Genomic DNA, 14241 nt, shown 5'->3' with positions numbered 1-14241 from the left:
TAATGAATTACCCAAGAATTATGATTGCAGCTACTAACAGTGGCTGCGGAAAAACAACAATTACATGTGGGTTGCTTTCAGCCTTAAAGGCTAGAGGAGTGACACCCTGTAGCTTTAAGTGCGGCCCAGACTATATTGATCCTATGTATCATAGAAACGTACTTGGAATAGCAGCTGGAAACCTGGACACTTTTTTTACAGAGGACGCTATGACCAGGTGGATTTTTCAGCAAGAATCTAATGGTGACATCGCCCTGATAGAAGGTGTTATGGGGTTATACGATGGTGTAGGTGGAACAGAAGAAACTGGCTCAAGCTATGATTTGGCAAGAGCACTTGATTGCCCAATTGTTCTTGTGGTAAATGCTAAGGGCGCTGGCAAATCATTAATTGCTACCATAAAAGGATTTCTAGATTATGATAAATATTCTTTAATTAAGGGCGTGATTTTAAATAATACTTCATCAAGCTTTGGTGCAGTATTAAAGCCATTAATCGAGGAGGAGCTTGGAGTTAAATACCTTGGTACATTATCAAATATTTCAGATGTGGGCTTTGAAAGCAGACATTTAGGCCTTTATCTTCCAGATGAGATTAAGGATATTAAATCTCAGCTAGCTATTTTAGGTGAAAGAGTAGAAGCAGAAATAGATGTAGATAAAATTTTAAATTTGGCAGGGGAAGCCCCTGATATTAAAGAGGAAGAAATGCCAAAAAGCCTATCAAAGCTTATATCAACAAAATCCGAAAATACGATAAAGCTTGGAGTAGCTTATGATGATGCTTTTTGTTTTTACTATCAGGAAAATCTTAAGCTGTTAGAAAGTCTTGGTATAAAGCCAGTCTTTTTTTCACCATTAAAGGACACAAGCCTGCCTGAGGGAATATCAGGCTTGCTGCTAGGTGGAGGTTATCCAGAAAATCATCTTAGTGAGCTTTCAAGCAACGAAAAAATGAAAGAAGAAATACAAAAAGCCATTAATAATAAAATGCCAATCATGGCAGAATGCGGTGGCTTTATGTATCTAATGGATGAGATAGAGGATATTAATAAAACAACCTATAGGATGGCATCGGCTATCCCTGGAAAGGCAACCTATATGGGCCATCTTGTTCGTTTTGGTTATGCTATAATAGATGATGGAGTAAAGAAAATAAAGGGACATGAATTTCATTATTATGATACGGATAATAATGGAAATGCTGTTAGAGCTTACAAGCCATCTGGCAAAAGAAGCTGGGAGTGCATCCATAAAATAAATGGGGGATTGGTTGGATTTCCACATCTTTATTATCTGTCTGCTCCAGATTTTATAAATCAATTTGTGGAGGCTATGAAAAATTATGGGGGAAACTAGAGTTATTTTTGACGACATTTTAGAAAACAAAATCAGTATTGAGCCTGTTGATAAGGAAAAAATCAACCGGGTTAAAAAGGAATGGAACAGAGTGTCAAAGCCAATAGACAGCTTTGGAAGATTTGAAAAATATCATTCTAAAATAGCTGCAATTCAAGGCTTTGAAGCACCTGATTTGTATCATCCCAGACTTATTGTTTGCTGTGGTGACCACGGCATAGTTGAGGAGGGCGTAAGCCAGACTAATCAGGATGTCACAAGAATCTGTGCCACCAATATTGGAAAAGGACTTACTACAGCTGGTGTTATGGCTAGACATTTAGGGATTGACGTTATGGCTGTAGATGTTGGAATAAATTACGCCGAGGAGGTCCCTTACACTCTTAACCGCAGGGTAAAATATGGAACCTGCAATTTCTTAAAGCATCCTGCTATGTCAGTGGAGGAATTCTCAAGAGCTGTACAGGTCGGCATGAATCTTGCCCTTGAAAGCAAGGAGGCAGGCTTTAATCTTTTGCTGATAGGCGAAATGGGAATAGGAAACACCACATCGGCAGCGGTTATGGCAGGATATCTGCTAGACCTTAATGCAGAGGCAGTCACTGGGCGTGGTGCAGGTCTTGATGATGAAGGCCTTAGCAGAAAAAGAGCTGTAGTTTCTATGGCTCTTTCAAAATACAGCGGTCTTTCACCAGTAGAAATCTGCAGCAATTTTGGTGGATTAGAGCTTGCTGCTATGACAGGAATTGTTTTAGGTGGAGCAGTATATGGCGTACCTGTTGTTTTAGATGGAATGCTTAGCATGGTATCCGCACTGGTGGCAGATAGATTGTTAGAAAATACAAAGGATTATTTAATCCCTTCACACATCAGCAAGGAGCCAGTAGCTCAAAAGCTTGCTAAAAAGCTTTCGGTGGAGCCTACCATTGATGGCGAAATGGCTGTAGGTGAGGGTGCAGGTGCTGTTATGATGATTTCACAGCTTCGAATGGCAGATATAGCTTTTCATGATGCCTTGAAGTTTGGTGATTCTGGAGTGGAGCAGTACGAGGATTTTAAAGAGGAAGCATGATTACGTTAGTATATGGTGGAAGTGGTAGCGGCAAATCCGCATTTGCGGAGGATTTAGTTTGTAAAACAGATTATCCTAATAGATATTACCTTGCTACCATGCAATCCTTTGATGAAGAATCAGATAAAAGAATTAAAAGACATAGAAGTCTTAGAGATGGCAAAGGCTTTATAACAATAGAATGTCCTGTTGATATCGCAAATGCGATAATTGATAAGGATTCTATTGTGCTTTTGGAATGCATGTCTAATCTTGTGGCAAATGAAATGTTTAGGGAGGAAAGCCCTAAGACTTTTACGGAATGTGCTGATAAGATTTTAGATGATGTGAAGGCTCTTTCCAAGAAAGCGGATTCACTTGTTATCGTTACTAATAACATTTTTGAGGATGGATTAAGCTTTAATGAGAGCACCAAAGAATACATGAGAGCTTTAGGTCTTATCAATGAAACACTAGCAAAGATTTCTAATGAAGTATACGAAGTAGTAGTTGGAATAGGAATTAAATTATGAGATTTTTAAAAGCATTTGTTGTGGCATTTTCCATGTATTCAAGAATCCCTATGCCCAGATTCACCTGGGATAGTGAGGATATGAAATATCATCTGATTTTCTTTCCTTGGGTGGGCGCAGTTATAGGAGCCATGGAATATGGCCTTTTACTTTTAGGGGAATATTATGATATTCCTCTTGGTGCCTTTGTAGCACTTGCTATGGCACTTCCACTTATTGTGACAGGTGGCTTTCATCTGGATGGATTTATGGATGTGGCAGATGCCGTCAATTCCTTCAAATCAAAGGAGGAACGTCTTGAGATTTTAAAGGACCCACATATAGGAGCCTTTTCAATAATTAACGTAATTACAGCAGGACTTTTGTGTTTTGCAGGTCTATTTATGATGAATAGAAATGGATTTATTGGCTGGTGCTTTTCATTTTTCATGGCAAGGTCAGTCAGCGGAATAATGGTGATTAAGAGCAAGAAAGCAAAAGAAAATGGAATGCTTTATTCCGAGGCTAAAAATTCTGCCGATAAAGTAGTATTTGCAGGACTTATTATAGAGCTTTTGATATGCACCATTTTTGCTTTTTATTTTGTTTCATTACAGGCCATAATCCTTCTTCTATTAACACTTGCATTCTATAAAGGCACTGAAATCAGAGCAAACAGAGCATTCGGTGGAATAACAGGTGATGTTGCAGGATACTATGTGGTTATTACAGAAGTCTTCATGGCAATATTTTTTGGTATTATTAGTTTAGTGTGAGGTGTAGGATGATTCTTGTTATAGGCGGTAGCTATCAAGGTAAAACTGAATATGCTCTTAAAACATTTGAGGAAGTCCGTTTTTTTAATCAAGCCCATCTTTTTATAAAAAAGAGATTATCCGAGGGACGGAATCAGGATGATATTTATGCTGAGCTTAAAGCCATCACATCAGACGGACAGTGGGTTATTATTGCTGATGAAATCGGAAATGGAGTTGTTCCGATGGATGAAGCAGACAGAACCTATAGAGAGGTTGCAGGAAGGATTCTTATTGAGCTTGCAAAAGAGGCTGATGAGGTTCATCGTGTCATCCTTGGCATTGGACAGAGGATTAAATAATGGAGAAGACTATCACTTTAATACGTCATGGAAAAACTCCAGGTAATTTTGAAAAGCGCTATATCGGTACTACTGATGAGCAAATGACTCTTGATGGGGAAAATGAAATCACCTCAAGAAAATATCCAGCCTGCGACATAGTTTTTTCAAGTCCACTTAGAAGATGTATTAGGACAGCCAAAATCATCTACCCAGACCAACAGCCCGTTATAATAGACGAGCTGAGGGAGACAGATTTTGGTAGATTTGAGGGAAAGAATTACAAAGAGCTTTCAGAGGACAAGGATTACATTAGCTGGATTGAATCTGGCGGTGAGGCTCCTTTTCCTGGTGGAGAAAGCAGGGAAGAGGCAAATAAACGTACTATGCTAGGCTTTGAAAAGCTTATAAAAATGTGCGGTGATTATAAAGACATTTCAGTGGTTTGCCATGGGGGGACAATCATGGCAATTCTAAGCTGTCTTTTTGAGGGGGATTACTATTCATATCATGTAGAAAACGGTGAGGGATATACTTTTGAAATATCATCTAATGGCCTTTATCATGGGCTACGTACTAGATCTTTTATTAGGTGATCCATTTGGAGGATTTCATCCAGTAGTTTGGATTGGAAAGCTGATTTCTGTTTTTACAGATAAGCTTCTTAATGAAAAGGATTCGCCTGAGAAAAAAAGAAGAAATGGAAGAATATTGGTTGTTATCGTAATTGCGATATCAGTCTTGTGCACGGGAATAATATATCTTGCAGCATACAAAATTAACAGTATTTTGGGAATTATCTGTGAAACAATTGTTACATATCAGTGTCTTGCTACAAAAAGTCTTTATACAGAGAGTATGATGGTGTATTATGCACTTAAAGAGGACTCTCTTGAGGCGGGAAGAAATGCAGTTGCAAGAATTGTTGGAAGAGATACAGCTTCCCTTGATGAAGTAGGTGTTACCAAGGCTGCTGTTGAGACAGTAGCGGAAAACACTTCAGATGGAATAATAGCACCTATGCTTTACCTGGCTATAGGTGGTCCTATTTTGGGGATTTGCTACAAGGCTATTAACACCATGGATTCTATGATTGGTTACAAGAGTGATAGATTCTTGGATTTTGGCCGAATGGCTGCAAAGCTGGATGATGTTGTAAACTTTATTCCAGCCAGAATCAGTGCTTATATCATGATATTTGCAACACTTTTTTTAGGAAAAAGTTATAATACCGTAAATGCCATATATATTTTCAAGAGGGATAGATTTAATCATCCAAGTCCTAATTCAGCTCAGACAGAAAGTGTTTGCGCAGGAGCTCTTTCAGTACAGCTGGCAGGTCCTGCAAGCTATTTTGGAAAGCTAAAGGAAAAGCCTTATATAGGTGATATGTTAAGAAAGGTTGAGGTAGAGGATATTAAAAGAGCAAATGTGCTTATGATTTCTACTTCCATCCTGTGTGCATTGATATGTAGCATCTTGATTTTTGCAGTAGAAGGAAGGTTTTGATATGCACGGCGGTGACATTTATAGAAATAGTATTCATTTCGATTTTTCGGTCAATACAAACCCACTGGGAGTGCCTTCAGAGGTTCAGTGGGTTCTTACAGAGGCGGCTCTTCATGCCGTCAGATATCCAGATATTAGTCATGAGAGATTAATAGGGGAAACAGCCAAGATTTTTGATGTTCTAGAGGACATGGTGGTTTATGGAAACGGTGCCTCAGAAATCATTATGGCTATATGCCATGCAATTATGCCAAAAAAGGCTATGCTAATTGCGCCTTGTTTTTCAGGCTACGAGTATTGTCTGACAGGAGCCTGTGGCAAGTGCGATATAGTTTATCATGAACTTAAGGAGGCTGATTCCTTCAGACTTACCGATGATATAATCGATGCAATTAAATCAGAAAAGCCAAAGGTGCTTTTTCTTACCAATCCCAATAACCCTAATGGACTTTTGGTTGAAAAGGATTTGCTGGAAAGAATCATTCTTGCCTGCGAGAGTGTGGGCTGTACAGTGATTTTGGATGAGTGCTTTATCACTCTTACGGGTAGGGAAAAGGAGCTTTCGTTAGCCTACAATATTAGAAAATACAAATCACTTGTAGTGCTGAGAGCCTTCACCAAAACCTTTGCCATACCTGGAGTTAGATTAGGCTATGCAATCTGTTCTAAGAAAATACTTGCAGATAGCATCAAAGCCCATCTCCCAGAATGGAATCTATCTATTTTTGCTCAGATGGCTGGTGCAGAATGCTTAAAGCATACAGATTATATAAGTGATTCTGTAAGAACTATTAACGCCGAGAGAAAATATCTTACAGAAGCCTTGGCTTTGCTAGGACTTAAGGTATATCCTACAGATGCCAATTATATTCTGTTTAAAACAGAAAAAAAGGACCTTGCCCAAAGATTACTTGAATACAATATTTTAATAAGAGATTGTTCCGATTATATAGGGCTTGGGGAAGGCTATTATCGAGTTGCAATCAAGCTAAACAATGAGAATAGTGGCTTGATTTCGGCCATTGAAAATATATTAAATGATTAATGCCACTTAGGTGTGGTAGCTTTAAGTGCATCTGTATGGCTACAGCTTAGCAATGTAGCTTCGCATAGTGTTCATTACGAGCTTTTTGTTGCCACTCCATAGGGGTGCAATAAGGAGCTTTTTTGGACCATCACCAGTGAGACGATGAATAATTGTTTCTTCAGGAATTTCTTTTAGGCAGCGTCCAACAATTTCACAGTACTCCTGCAATTCGTAAATACGAAATGGATTTTCTTCGAACATATCAGCCAACTTTGTACCCTTAAGCACATGAAGCAGCTGGAGCTTAATTCCAAATAGAGTAGGAGTAAGTCCTGCCAAATATTTTACAGTTTCAACTATGTCATCATCTGATTCACCAGGAAGTCCCAAAATCACATGAACTACCACCTTTAGCCCAAAAGCTGTCAGCCTTTTGTATGCATCCTCGAAAACAGGCAATTCGTAGCCTCGATTAATGAGCTTTGCTGTATTTTCGTGAATAGTCTGAAGCCCTAGCTCCACCCAAACCTCTTTGTTTTTGTTCAGCTCACTTAGGAAGGCTATCATTTCATCAGATAGGCAATCTGGTCTTGTACCAATAGAAAGTCCCACGATTTCTGGATAATCTAATACCTTTTTAAATAATCCCTTGAGATATTCCTCATCACCGTAGGTGTTTGTAAAGGACTGGAAGTAGGCAATGTATTTGCGTTCACCTGCAGGGATTTTAGAGGAAATCTTTGCATCTACCTTTTCTTTTGCAAAGGCAATCTGTTTATCCAAATCCATTCCCTTTGCAGCAAAATCTCCGGAACCACCTTCAGAGCAAAAAATGCATCCACCATAAGAAATAGTACCATCTCTGTTAGGGCAGGTGCAGCCTGATGAAAGTGATAGCTTGTAAACCTTTGTTCCATATTTACTTTTGAGATAATCTGATAAGCTCGTATAATTCATGACTAGATGATATCGGCTTTTTCAGGATTTTTCAACCGCAAATAGTATAGACTCAAGGTTAAAGGATACAAAACATTTGTTTGCATTTGCCAGTAGATGTTGTATTATATATGCAGAGGTAAGTTATGAGCGAGAGATTGATTTTTCATGTAGATGTTAATAGTGCGTTTGTATCTTGGTCGGCTGTTGAAATGCTAAAAAACGGCGGCCCTGATTTGCGTGAAATTCCATCTGTTGTTGGTGGTGATCCATCTTCTAGAAGGAGCATAGTAGCTGCCAAATCTATCTCTGCCAAAAAATATGGCATTGTCACGGGGGAGCCTGTTAGTGCAGCTCTTAGGAAATGTCCTAATCTAGTTATTGCAGGCTCTAATTTTGATTGGTATGTAAAATGCTCCAGGGCCTTCAAGGCTATTTGTCAGGAGTATACACCTTCCATGCAGTCGTTTTCCATAGATGAGGTTTTCCTTGATATGTCAGGGATGCATTTGATTTATCCTGACCCTATTGCTACAGCTCATGAAATAAAGGATAGGATTTTCAGTGAGCTGGGCTTCACTGTAAATGTTGGAATAGGCTCTAATAAGCTTTGCGCCAAAATGGCTTCTGATTTTGAAAAGCCTAATAAGGTTCACACATTATTTATGGAGGAGATTCCTAAAAAGATGTGGCCACTGCCAGTTTCAGATTTGTTTTCCTGTGGAAAATCATCCACTGTCAGGCTAAAGAGTCTTAACATAAATACTATTGGTGAGCTTGCTCATACTCCCGTGGAGCAGCTTGCCATGGTACTTGGAGAAAGAGCGGCAAATCATTTCCACGAATATGCTAATGGAATTGATGATTCACCTGTTATAGACGAGCCAGAGGATGCAAAGGGCTATTCTGCGGAAAATACAGTAGAGGATGATTTGGAGGATTTGGAATCCATAAATAGATTGCTTTTGGCGCAGGCCGATGTGGTGGCAGCCAGAATGCGAGCAGATGGAGCTAGATGCAGATGCGTAGGGGTGACCTATAGAAATCTTGATTTTGTTAATAAGTCTCATCAGGTTAAGCTTTCCGAGGCCACAGATGTTACAGAGGTTATATATCAGACAGCCAAAAGGCTTATGAGAGAAAGCTGGAGGGGAGAGCCACTTAGATTAATCGGCCTTTCCATCAGTGATATAGATAGAGATGGCTTTGAGCAGCTCAGTCTGTTTACCGATGAAAATAAGGAAAAGCGAAAGGCTCTTGATGGAGCCTTAGATTCCATCAGAGGTAAATTTGGTAATGCATCTGTTCAAAGAGCCAGTACAATCGATACAAGCAGAAGTATCAATAGGCGCCATAAGGCAGAGCAGGAAATGAATAGAAATAAGAAGTCATAATTCATCAAGGTTTTTTCTAAAGAAAGTAGGTGTTTAAATTCCTCCTGAAATAGTAGTATTTAATATCATTAAAAGGGGGAATTATATATGGGAATAATGATTAGACCAACAGTTAAGAAGCTTTTAGATGGTGGAAAGTTTTGGGAGCATGAATATGAACATTTTTATTTAAAGGCTTATGTTCCAAAAACAGACATTGACGGAACTGTACTTAACTATGGCTTTAAGGCGCCACTTTTATTAGTATTTGAGGAAACAAGAAAAACAGAGCAGGAGGCTATAGACTTTGCTGAAGCTTCAGGATTGGCAGCTATTGCAGCATCCTTCGATTCTAGCGTTTTATTTGTATATCCTACCTGCGAGGGTGGCTGGGATAAGGCAGATGTAAGTCTCTATCAGGAGCTCATTGCAAATACCAAAATCGATCCAAGATATGAGGATGGAATTGTTGAGTACTACGATTTCCCTAACAAGCAGTTTAGAGGATATTATATTCGCGGTGCTATTTATAGAGCAGATATTTACAGCTTTGGTAAATCAGCAGATTATTGTGCGAGAAATCTTATTCAGACTATCCAAGGAGAATACCTTTGGGGACCAGGTGAGATTACACCAGTTTTGGTTTCCATGGAAGGCCTTTCGGTTGAGCCTAAGGTGGAGCGCAAGGATATTGCAATTATCAGCGTAGGCAATTCAGACGAGATTAACAAAGCCTTTGATGCTTGCGAGCATCTTTTGATTAAGGATAAATCAGATTATCAGGCAGATTTTAAGAGCTTTGTATGGAAATATAAAATGTGGTGCGGCAAGGTTGAAATCGAGCTAGATTTTGAGGAAATCGGAATGGTGGCAGAGCCTGGAGAGGGCTATTTTGCATACTACAACAAGGATACCTTTGATAATGGTCCAGCTCCTCTTGTGATAGGCTTTCATGGTGGTGGAGATTCAGCTTTGTTCTTGACCTATGTATCAGGCTGGTGGGAGGTATGCCACAAGCACGGCTTCCTTTTTGTGGCTATTGAAAATCATCAAAATGTTACACCTACAAAAGCTATCGAAATGATTGAAAATCTTAAGAAGAGATATGACATCGACGAAAAGCGCATTTATGCAACAGGCTTTTCAATGGGAAGTGCCAAGACCTGGGATATGTTCCAGGAATATCCAGATGTATTTGCTGCAGTAGCACCTCAAAGTGCGCTGTTTCCAGTAAAGAATAATCCATTTGGTAAATCACTTGGGGACCCTGGTATGAATACATCTGTATCAGTTCCTATCTTTTATGCTGGTGGCGTAAAATCACCATTGCCAGAGCTTCCATTCCAGGCTGATGAATCATTGGAGCGAATCAAATATGCAGCCTCTGTAAATAAGCTTAAAATCAATTTTGATGTGGACTTTTCAGATAAGGACAACTGGGAGGACAAAATCTACGGCATACCTGGTGACAGAGTAGAAGAGTTTAAAGACCCATCTACAGGAGGCGTTCTAACAGTTAATTATTATGATAGTGAAGATGGAGTTTGTCGTACAGCCTTTGGAAGTGTTGACAATCAAATCCATGAATGTAGAGAGCATACCTGTGAGGTGGCTTGGAACTTTATTTCAACATTTACAAAATAACAAATCAGCAGTTTTAAATATGACAGAGGGCAATCCAATTTCTCTCATATTAATGTTTTCTGTGCCAATGTTGATAGGCAATTTATTTCAACAGGTGTACAATCTGGTGGTCGGTAGGTATTGTCTGGGCCATCAGTGGCTTGACTGCGTGGATGCGATACGTATACTATAAAAAAACGCAAAGCTGGGAAGGTTAAGTAAGAAAGCTTGAAAAAACGGAGTTTTCAAGATACTGGACACGGGGATGTGTTGTGGTACTTGAACTGATCAGTCAGGCACCGCTATCATCATCATGATATACTTGTCGATATGGTGACGATGATGAGAAAAGAATATGACACATATGAGCGTGTTGAAAAAATCTCGAATGAAGCAGATTTGTCCTTCGAGGAAATTACGTACCGTACCTGTGACATACTGGGGGAAGTAATGGAGGAACACCTGATGGATATTCAGAAAATCAATTTTGATTTCGGATCTTTAGCAGTGAACAATCCTGAGAGAATGGCGAAAATTATGGCAGGAACTTCCGGAAGCGGAAAAACAGAGAGGATACTTTTTTATATTCTTCCCAAAATGGTGGAAAAAGCTCAAAAACAGGGATATCGGATGAAGTGTACTCCGGAAGAAATCGGCACTTTCCTGTCAGTATCATTTTCCGGTATTGAGAAGGTTTGCATACTGCAGGCGAATTATGAGACAGGCAACCTTGCGATAAGGGTAAAGCCCAAAGAGGCATTTAGAACACTTGCCAAATCCATTATTTTACTATTCGGAGGAAAAGTCGATGAGTAAGAAAAAGATTAATAAGCCAGTGCCGACAGGCGAATATGCTGTGGGGACTTTTTCTTTTACGATTAAAAATGATCGTGAAGAGACAATGTATAATGCTATTGGAAGTAAGAGATCCATACCGGTAAAAGTCTTCTATCCGGCTGATAAAGAGTCTGTGAAAGAACTTCCTAAAGCGCGTTATATGAGTAAGGCAACCATTGACGCAATCAGGAAAAATTATTTTGTTCCTCTTAAATATGAAAAGGTGGAAAGTGACGGAACTAATCGTTACGAATGCTATGAAAATGCCCCTTTTATAGAGGGTGAACGTTTTCCGCTTATTCTGTTTAATCATGGATTCGGCTCGTTTATTGAAGCACATACATATCTTTATATTGAACTTGCATCGCATGGCTATATCGTGGCATCCTTAGGACATCCGTATGAAGGAATGATAACTGAGTTAGATGATGGAACAGTATATAAACTGGCGAAGGGAATAATATCAAAAGCGTATTCCCCATTGATTCCAGGCACTATTGCTTTATTGCAACTTCAGAAAGCCAAGGGAACCAATGAAGAACTTTGGGAAAGATTTGATGCAACTCAAAAAAAATATAATGGATATATGATTGAGAGGATACCTGAATGGGAAATGGATACGAAAGCGGCATTAACATATCTTAAGGAACATTATTCAGGCATTATTGACTTTGAAAACGGAGTAGGTGTTAGCGGACATTCTTTTGGAGGCGCAACTGCCTATGCTCTTTGTGAAGACGAACCGGAAACCTTTACCTGCGGAATTAATATGGATGGTGCATTATTCGGAAACCATGACGGAAAGAGTATTACAACACCGTTTCTTCAGATGAATTGTGAAAAGGATAAAACAGCTGTTACTGTTGCATTTATTAAGAATAAAAATGTAGCATATCATGCAGTGCTTAAAGATATGGAGCACTTGGGCTTCTCTGATATGAAGTATGCTATACCGCTTAAATCCCAGGTGGGGAAATCAGATCCTGATATTACTCACAATACTATGTGTGGTATTCACCTGGAATTCTTTGATACATATCTTAAGAAGGTAAAAGACAAACCGACTTTTGAAAGCAATGAATTTGTTACTTTTAAGGAGTATCAGCCGTAAAACGGCGTAAACTGAAGCAATTTGATGCAGTTTTGGAGGTAAGAAATGCCGATAAAAGTTTTATTCGTTTGCCACGGTTGCATATGAATAGTATGTCTAGAATCCCTTAAAAATAGTATCAGAAGGCATGTTGAAAAATTAATTTATACCGGGGTTATACCTGAATATTTATGAATAAAATTTAGACAAGTGGAAGAGCTTTTCTTTAGCAATTTTTTTCGATTTTAAAAAGTGTAAAATGCGTTGAATAGTGGCGAGAATCGTGGTAATATAATGTCAAGAAGATATCTTCTTCCTTGGTCCCGAGGTTAAAGAGGACGCTCCTGTGAGACGCGAGCCGTGGTGTGAAGCGGTGAACGTGGAGGACTATAAAGGTGGTAACTTACCATAGCACACCTAGCTTTTATAAGTGAAAGAAAGTTACATATTTTGATTAGAAAATGCCTTGCAGCAATGCAAGGCATTTTTAGGGTATATAATGAGTTTATTAAGTGATGTTGCTAGTTCCTTTGAACATTTAAAGAAAATAGAATATAGAATTGTTTTGTCTGGAGGGAAAAATAAACCGCTCGAACAGATTGATTTAAATTTTTATGATGAGGATTTATTTCACATATTGGGTTTGCAACATTTGACTGACATTGCAATTCCAAAAAATAAGAAAAAGCTTATTTCTAGTATCAATAGTGGGTTGATTACAGATGAATATCTTGAAAAGAGCGATTATTATGATAACGATGAATTGAGCTATAATATTAAACATAGAATTGAGTTAGCTTCGTCAATAGAAGATTATTTGGATTCAAATATTTTTTCGATATCAATTTTTAAGTTGCAGCATGATAATAGGACCTTTATTAAGGCGGATTATCTTATTTCGTGCAAAAGAAATGATTCTGATGAAGAGTATTATATTTTTATTCGACGTAGAAAAAATGAGGACTATTACGGAATAGTTTCTTGCTTCCCAAAGTCAAAAACTTCATATTGGGGTGGGAAGAGATATTTGATGTTAAAAGAAAAAATTGAAGATGGTAACAAAGAAGAGCTTTTTAGGCATCAAAACTATAAAGATTGATTTTGATCAGATTATTCATAGGAGTAATATGCAGTGAGTGAAAAATTTACAAACTGGGAAACGGTACGAAGTGAATTATTTACACCTGAGGAAATAGCAGAAAGTGATAAAAGAGTTGCATCTATGGGTAAGGAGGTGGAACTTTCGCTCGAGCAGGCAGTTAGCAATCTTGAAATAGCAGATAACGATAGAAAAATTTATTTCTAAGTAGTTTCAAAGACAATAATTTGTATGTATAGGTCAAGTACAAGGCGGCAATGATGCCGCCTTGTTTTCATATAAAAGCAAATTTATCGGAGTAGTGAAAGATTCTGTGCCAAGTGCTAAATTTTCGGTGACGAAGTGGTGCCATTGTGTGAGATGGGAGACAGGGGGTAGGTGGCTGAGGGCGGTGGGAGCGTCAAAAAAATGTCATGATTTTGGGGTAGGATTATAATGGTGCGGTGTAGGAAAAAGCAATAATTTATTGGCACATGACATTTGATTCTTGCTACAGTATATAGCTGAGATAATTGAATAGTGAATAATGAAACAAGGAGGGCAGTGATGCTCTCCTTTAAAAGTCTAAGTAAGCTATATTTAAATACTTTTTAGTGTAAAATGTCTAATAAATTAAGAAAAACATTAGTAACGTTGCTGATTATAAATAAATTGAATCTGTCGATAGGATAATTGTAGGTATTTTTTAAGGCTAAGGAAGCGCTTATATCAACGGAGTGAAGTTGGGATA

At 38.5% G+C, this 14241-nt stretch carries 15 protein-coding genes; 14 read left to right on the top strand and 1 reads right to left on the bottom strand.

What is annotated here, in order from left to right; all coding sequences use genetic code 11:
* The first annotated feature begins 2 nt into the window (after positions 1-2).
* Genes BM097_RS00620 through BM097_RS00585 form a run of 8 tightly spaced genes read left to right on the top strand, consistent with a single transcriptional unit; the run spans position 3 to position 6571 of the window.
* Positions 3-1358 carry a cobyrinic acid a,c-diamide synthase CobB gene (locus BM097_RS00620; protein WP_090544879.1) on the top strand — a complete coding sequence of 452 codons (1356 nt, stop codon included), beginning with the start codon at positions 3-5 and terminating at the stop codon, positions 1356-1358.
* Positions 1345-2430, top strand: coding sequence for a nicotinate-nucleotide--dimethylbenzimidazole phosphoribosyltransferase (locus BM097_RS00615; protein ID WP_090544877.1), 1086 nt, complete (start codon positions 1345-1347; stop codon positions 2428-2430). Before BM097_RS00620 ends, BM097_RS00615 begins: the two co-directional genes overlap by 14 nt.
* Positions 2427-2942, top strand: a complete 516-nt coding sequence (locus tag BM097_RS00610) for a bifunctional adenosylcobinamide kinase/adenosylcobinamide-phosphate guanylyltransferase (RefSeq protein WP_090544875.1) — start codon at positions 2427-2429, stop codon at positions 2940-2942. The genes BM097_RS00615 and BM097_RS00610 overlap by 4 nt, the downstream gene beginning before the upstream one ends.
* Complete coding sequence (locus BM097_RS00605; protein ID WP_090544873.1) at positions 2939-3697, top strand: adenosylcobinamide-GDP ribazoletransferase; 759 nt, start codon at positions 2939-2941, stop codon at positions 3695-3697. The genes BM097_RS00610 and BM097_RS00605 overlap by 4 nt, the downstream gene beginning before the upstream one ends.
* 8 nt (positions 3698-3705) lie before the next feature.
* Positions 3706-4038: a bifunctional adenosylcobinamide kinase/adenosylcobinamide-phosphate guanylyltransferase gene (locus tag BM097_RS00600; RefSeq protein WP_090544871.1), complete on the top strand. Its 333-nt coding sequence runs from the start codon at positions 3706-3708 to the stop codon at positions 4036-4038.
* Positions 4038-4613: a histidine phosphatase family protein gene (locus BM097_RS00595; RefSeq protein WP_090544869.1), complete on the top strand. Its 576-nt coding sequence runs from the start codon at positions 4038-4040 to the stop codon at positions 4611-4613. The genes BM097_RS00600 and BM097_RS00595 overlap by 1 nt, the downstream gene beginning before the upstream one ends.
* A complete protein-coding gene (cbiB, locus tag BM097_RS00590) occupies positions 4555-5526 on the top strand; it encodes an adenosylcobinamide-phosphate synthase CbiB (RefSeq protein WP_090544867.1) in 972 nt (323 codons plus the stop codon). The genes BM097_RS00595 and cbiB overlap by 59 nt, the downstream gene beginning before the upstream one ends.
* Before the next feature lies 1 nt (position 5527).
* Entirely contained in the window at positions 5528-6571 is a 1044-nt protein-coding gene (locus BM097_RS00585; protein WP_090544865.1) for a pyridoxal phosphate-dependent aminotransferase, read from the top strand.
* Positions 6572-6610: 39 nt separating this feature from the next.
* On the opposite strand, the gene BM097_RS00580 is transcribed toward BM097_RS00585, so the two are convergent.
* Positions 6611-7510 carry a tRNA modification radical SAM protein MnmL/YtqA gene (locus BM097_RS00580; RefSeq protein WP_090544863.1) on the bottom strand — a complete coding sequence of 300 codons (900 nt, stop codon included), beginning with the start codon at positions 7508-7510 and terminating at the stop codon, positions 6611-6613.
* A gap of 125 nt (positions 7511-7635) precedes the next feature.
* Between BM097_RS00580 and BM097_RS00575 the strand changes: the two genes are divergently transcribed.
* The 6 genes from BM097_RS00575 to BM097_RS16000 all read left to right on the top strand — a co-directional run bounded on the left by BM097_RS00575 (position 7636) and on the right by BM097_RS16000 (position 13718).
* Positions 7636-8883, top strand: a complete 1248-nt coding sequence (locus BM097_RS00575) for a DNA polymerase Y family protein (RefSeq protein ID WP_090544861.1) — start codon at positions 7636-7638, stop codon at positions 8881-8883.
* 87 nt (positions 8884-8970) lie between these two features.
* Complete coding sequence (locus BM097_RS00570; protein ID WP_090544859.1) at positions 8971-10506, top strand: alpha/beta hydrolase family protein; 1536 nt, start codon at positions 8971-8973, stop codon at positions 10504-10506.
* Between the two features lie 321 nt (positions 10507-10827).
* Positions 10828-11301, top strand: coding sequence for a hypothetical protein (locus BM097_RS00565; RefSeq protein WP_090544857.1), 474 nt, complete (start codon positions 10828-10830; stop codon positions 11299-11301).
* Complete coding sequence (locus BM097_RS00560; RefSeq protein ID WP_090544855.1) at positions 11294-12433, top strand: alpha/beta hydrolase family protein; 1140 nt, start codon at positions 11294-11296, stop codon at positions 12431-12433. Before BM097_RS00565 ends, BM097_RS00560 begins: the two co-directional genes overlap by 8 nt.
* Before the next feature lie 478 nt (positions 12434-12911).
* Positions 12912-13511 (top strand): PBECR4 domain-containing protein, encoded by a 600-nt coding sequence (locus tag BM097_RS00555; RefSeq protein ID WP_090544853.1) that lies wholly within the window; start codon positions 12912-12914, stop codon positions 13509-13511.
* 33 nt (positions 13512-13544) lie between these two features.
* Positions 13545-13718, top strand: a complete 174-nt coding sequence (locus BM097_RS16000) for a transcriptional regulator (protein ID WP_143084933.1) — start codon at positions 13545-13547, stop codon at positions 13716-13718.
* Positions 13719-14241: the final 523 nt, after the last annotated feature.

Origin of the sequence: Pseudobutyrivibrio sp. OR37 (genome assembly GCF_900113655.1) — a bacterium.
GTDB lineage: Bacteria > Bacillota > Clostridia > Lachnospirales > Lachnospiraceae > Pseudobutyrivibrio.
The sequence above is the reverse complement of the archived record's forward strand: the minus strand, read 5'-3'. Positions and strand labels throughout refer to the sequence as shown.

Bases quoted from the DNA above. Each gene is read 5' to 3' on its own strand.
- BM097_RS00620 (WP_090544879.1), top strand. From the start codon at position 3: ATGAATTACCCAAGAATTATGATTGCAGCTACTAACAGTGGCTGCGGA.
- BM097_RS00615 (WP_090544877.1), top strand. From the start codon at position 1,345: ATGGGGGAAACTAGAGTTATTTTTGACGACATTTTAGAAAACAAAATC.
- BM097_RS00610 (WP_090544875.1), top strand. From the start codon at position 2,427: ATGATTACGTTAGTATATGGTGGAAGTGGTAGCGGCAAATCCGCATTT.
- BM097_RS00605 (WP_090544873.1), top strand. From the start codon at position 2,939: ATGAGATTTTTAAAAGCATTTGTTGTGGCATTTTCCATGTATTCAAGA.
- BM097_RS00600 (WP_090544871.1), top strand. From the start codon at position 3,706: ATGATTCTTGTTATAGGCGGTAGCTATCAAGGTAAAACTGAATATGCT.
- BM097_RS00595 (WP_090544869.1), top strand. From the start codon at position 4,038: ATGGAGAAGACTATCACTTTAATACGTCATGGAAAAACTCCAGGTAAT.
- BM097_RS00585 (WP_090544865.1), top strand. From the start codon at position 5,528: ATGCACGGCGGTGACATTTATAGAAATAGTATTCATTTCGATTTTTCG.
- BM097_RS00580 (WP_090544863.1), bottom strand. From the start codon at position 7,510: ATGAATTATACGAGCTTATCAGATTATCTCAAAAGTAAATATGGAACA.
- BM097_RS00575 (WP_090544861.1), top strand. From the start codon at position 7,636: ATGAGCGAGAGATTGATTTTTCATGTAGATGTTAATAGTGCGTTTGTA.
- BM097_RS00570 (WP_090544859.1), top strand. From the start codon at position 8,971: ATGGGAATAATGATTAGACCAACAGTTAAGAAGCTTTTAGATGGTGGA.
- BM097_RS00565 (WP_090544857.1), top strand. From the start codon at position 10,828: ATGAGAAAAGAATATGACACATATGAGCGTGTTGAAAAAATCTCGAAT.
- BM097_RS00560 (WP_090544855.1), top strand. From the start codon at position 11,294: ATGAGTAAGAAAAAGATTAATAAGCCAGTGCCGACAGGCGAATATGCT.
- BM097_RS00555 (WP_090544853.1), top strand. From the start codon at position 12,912: ATGAGTTTATTAAGTGATGTTGCTAGTTCCTTTGAACATTTAAAGAAA.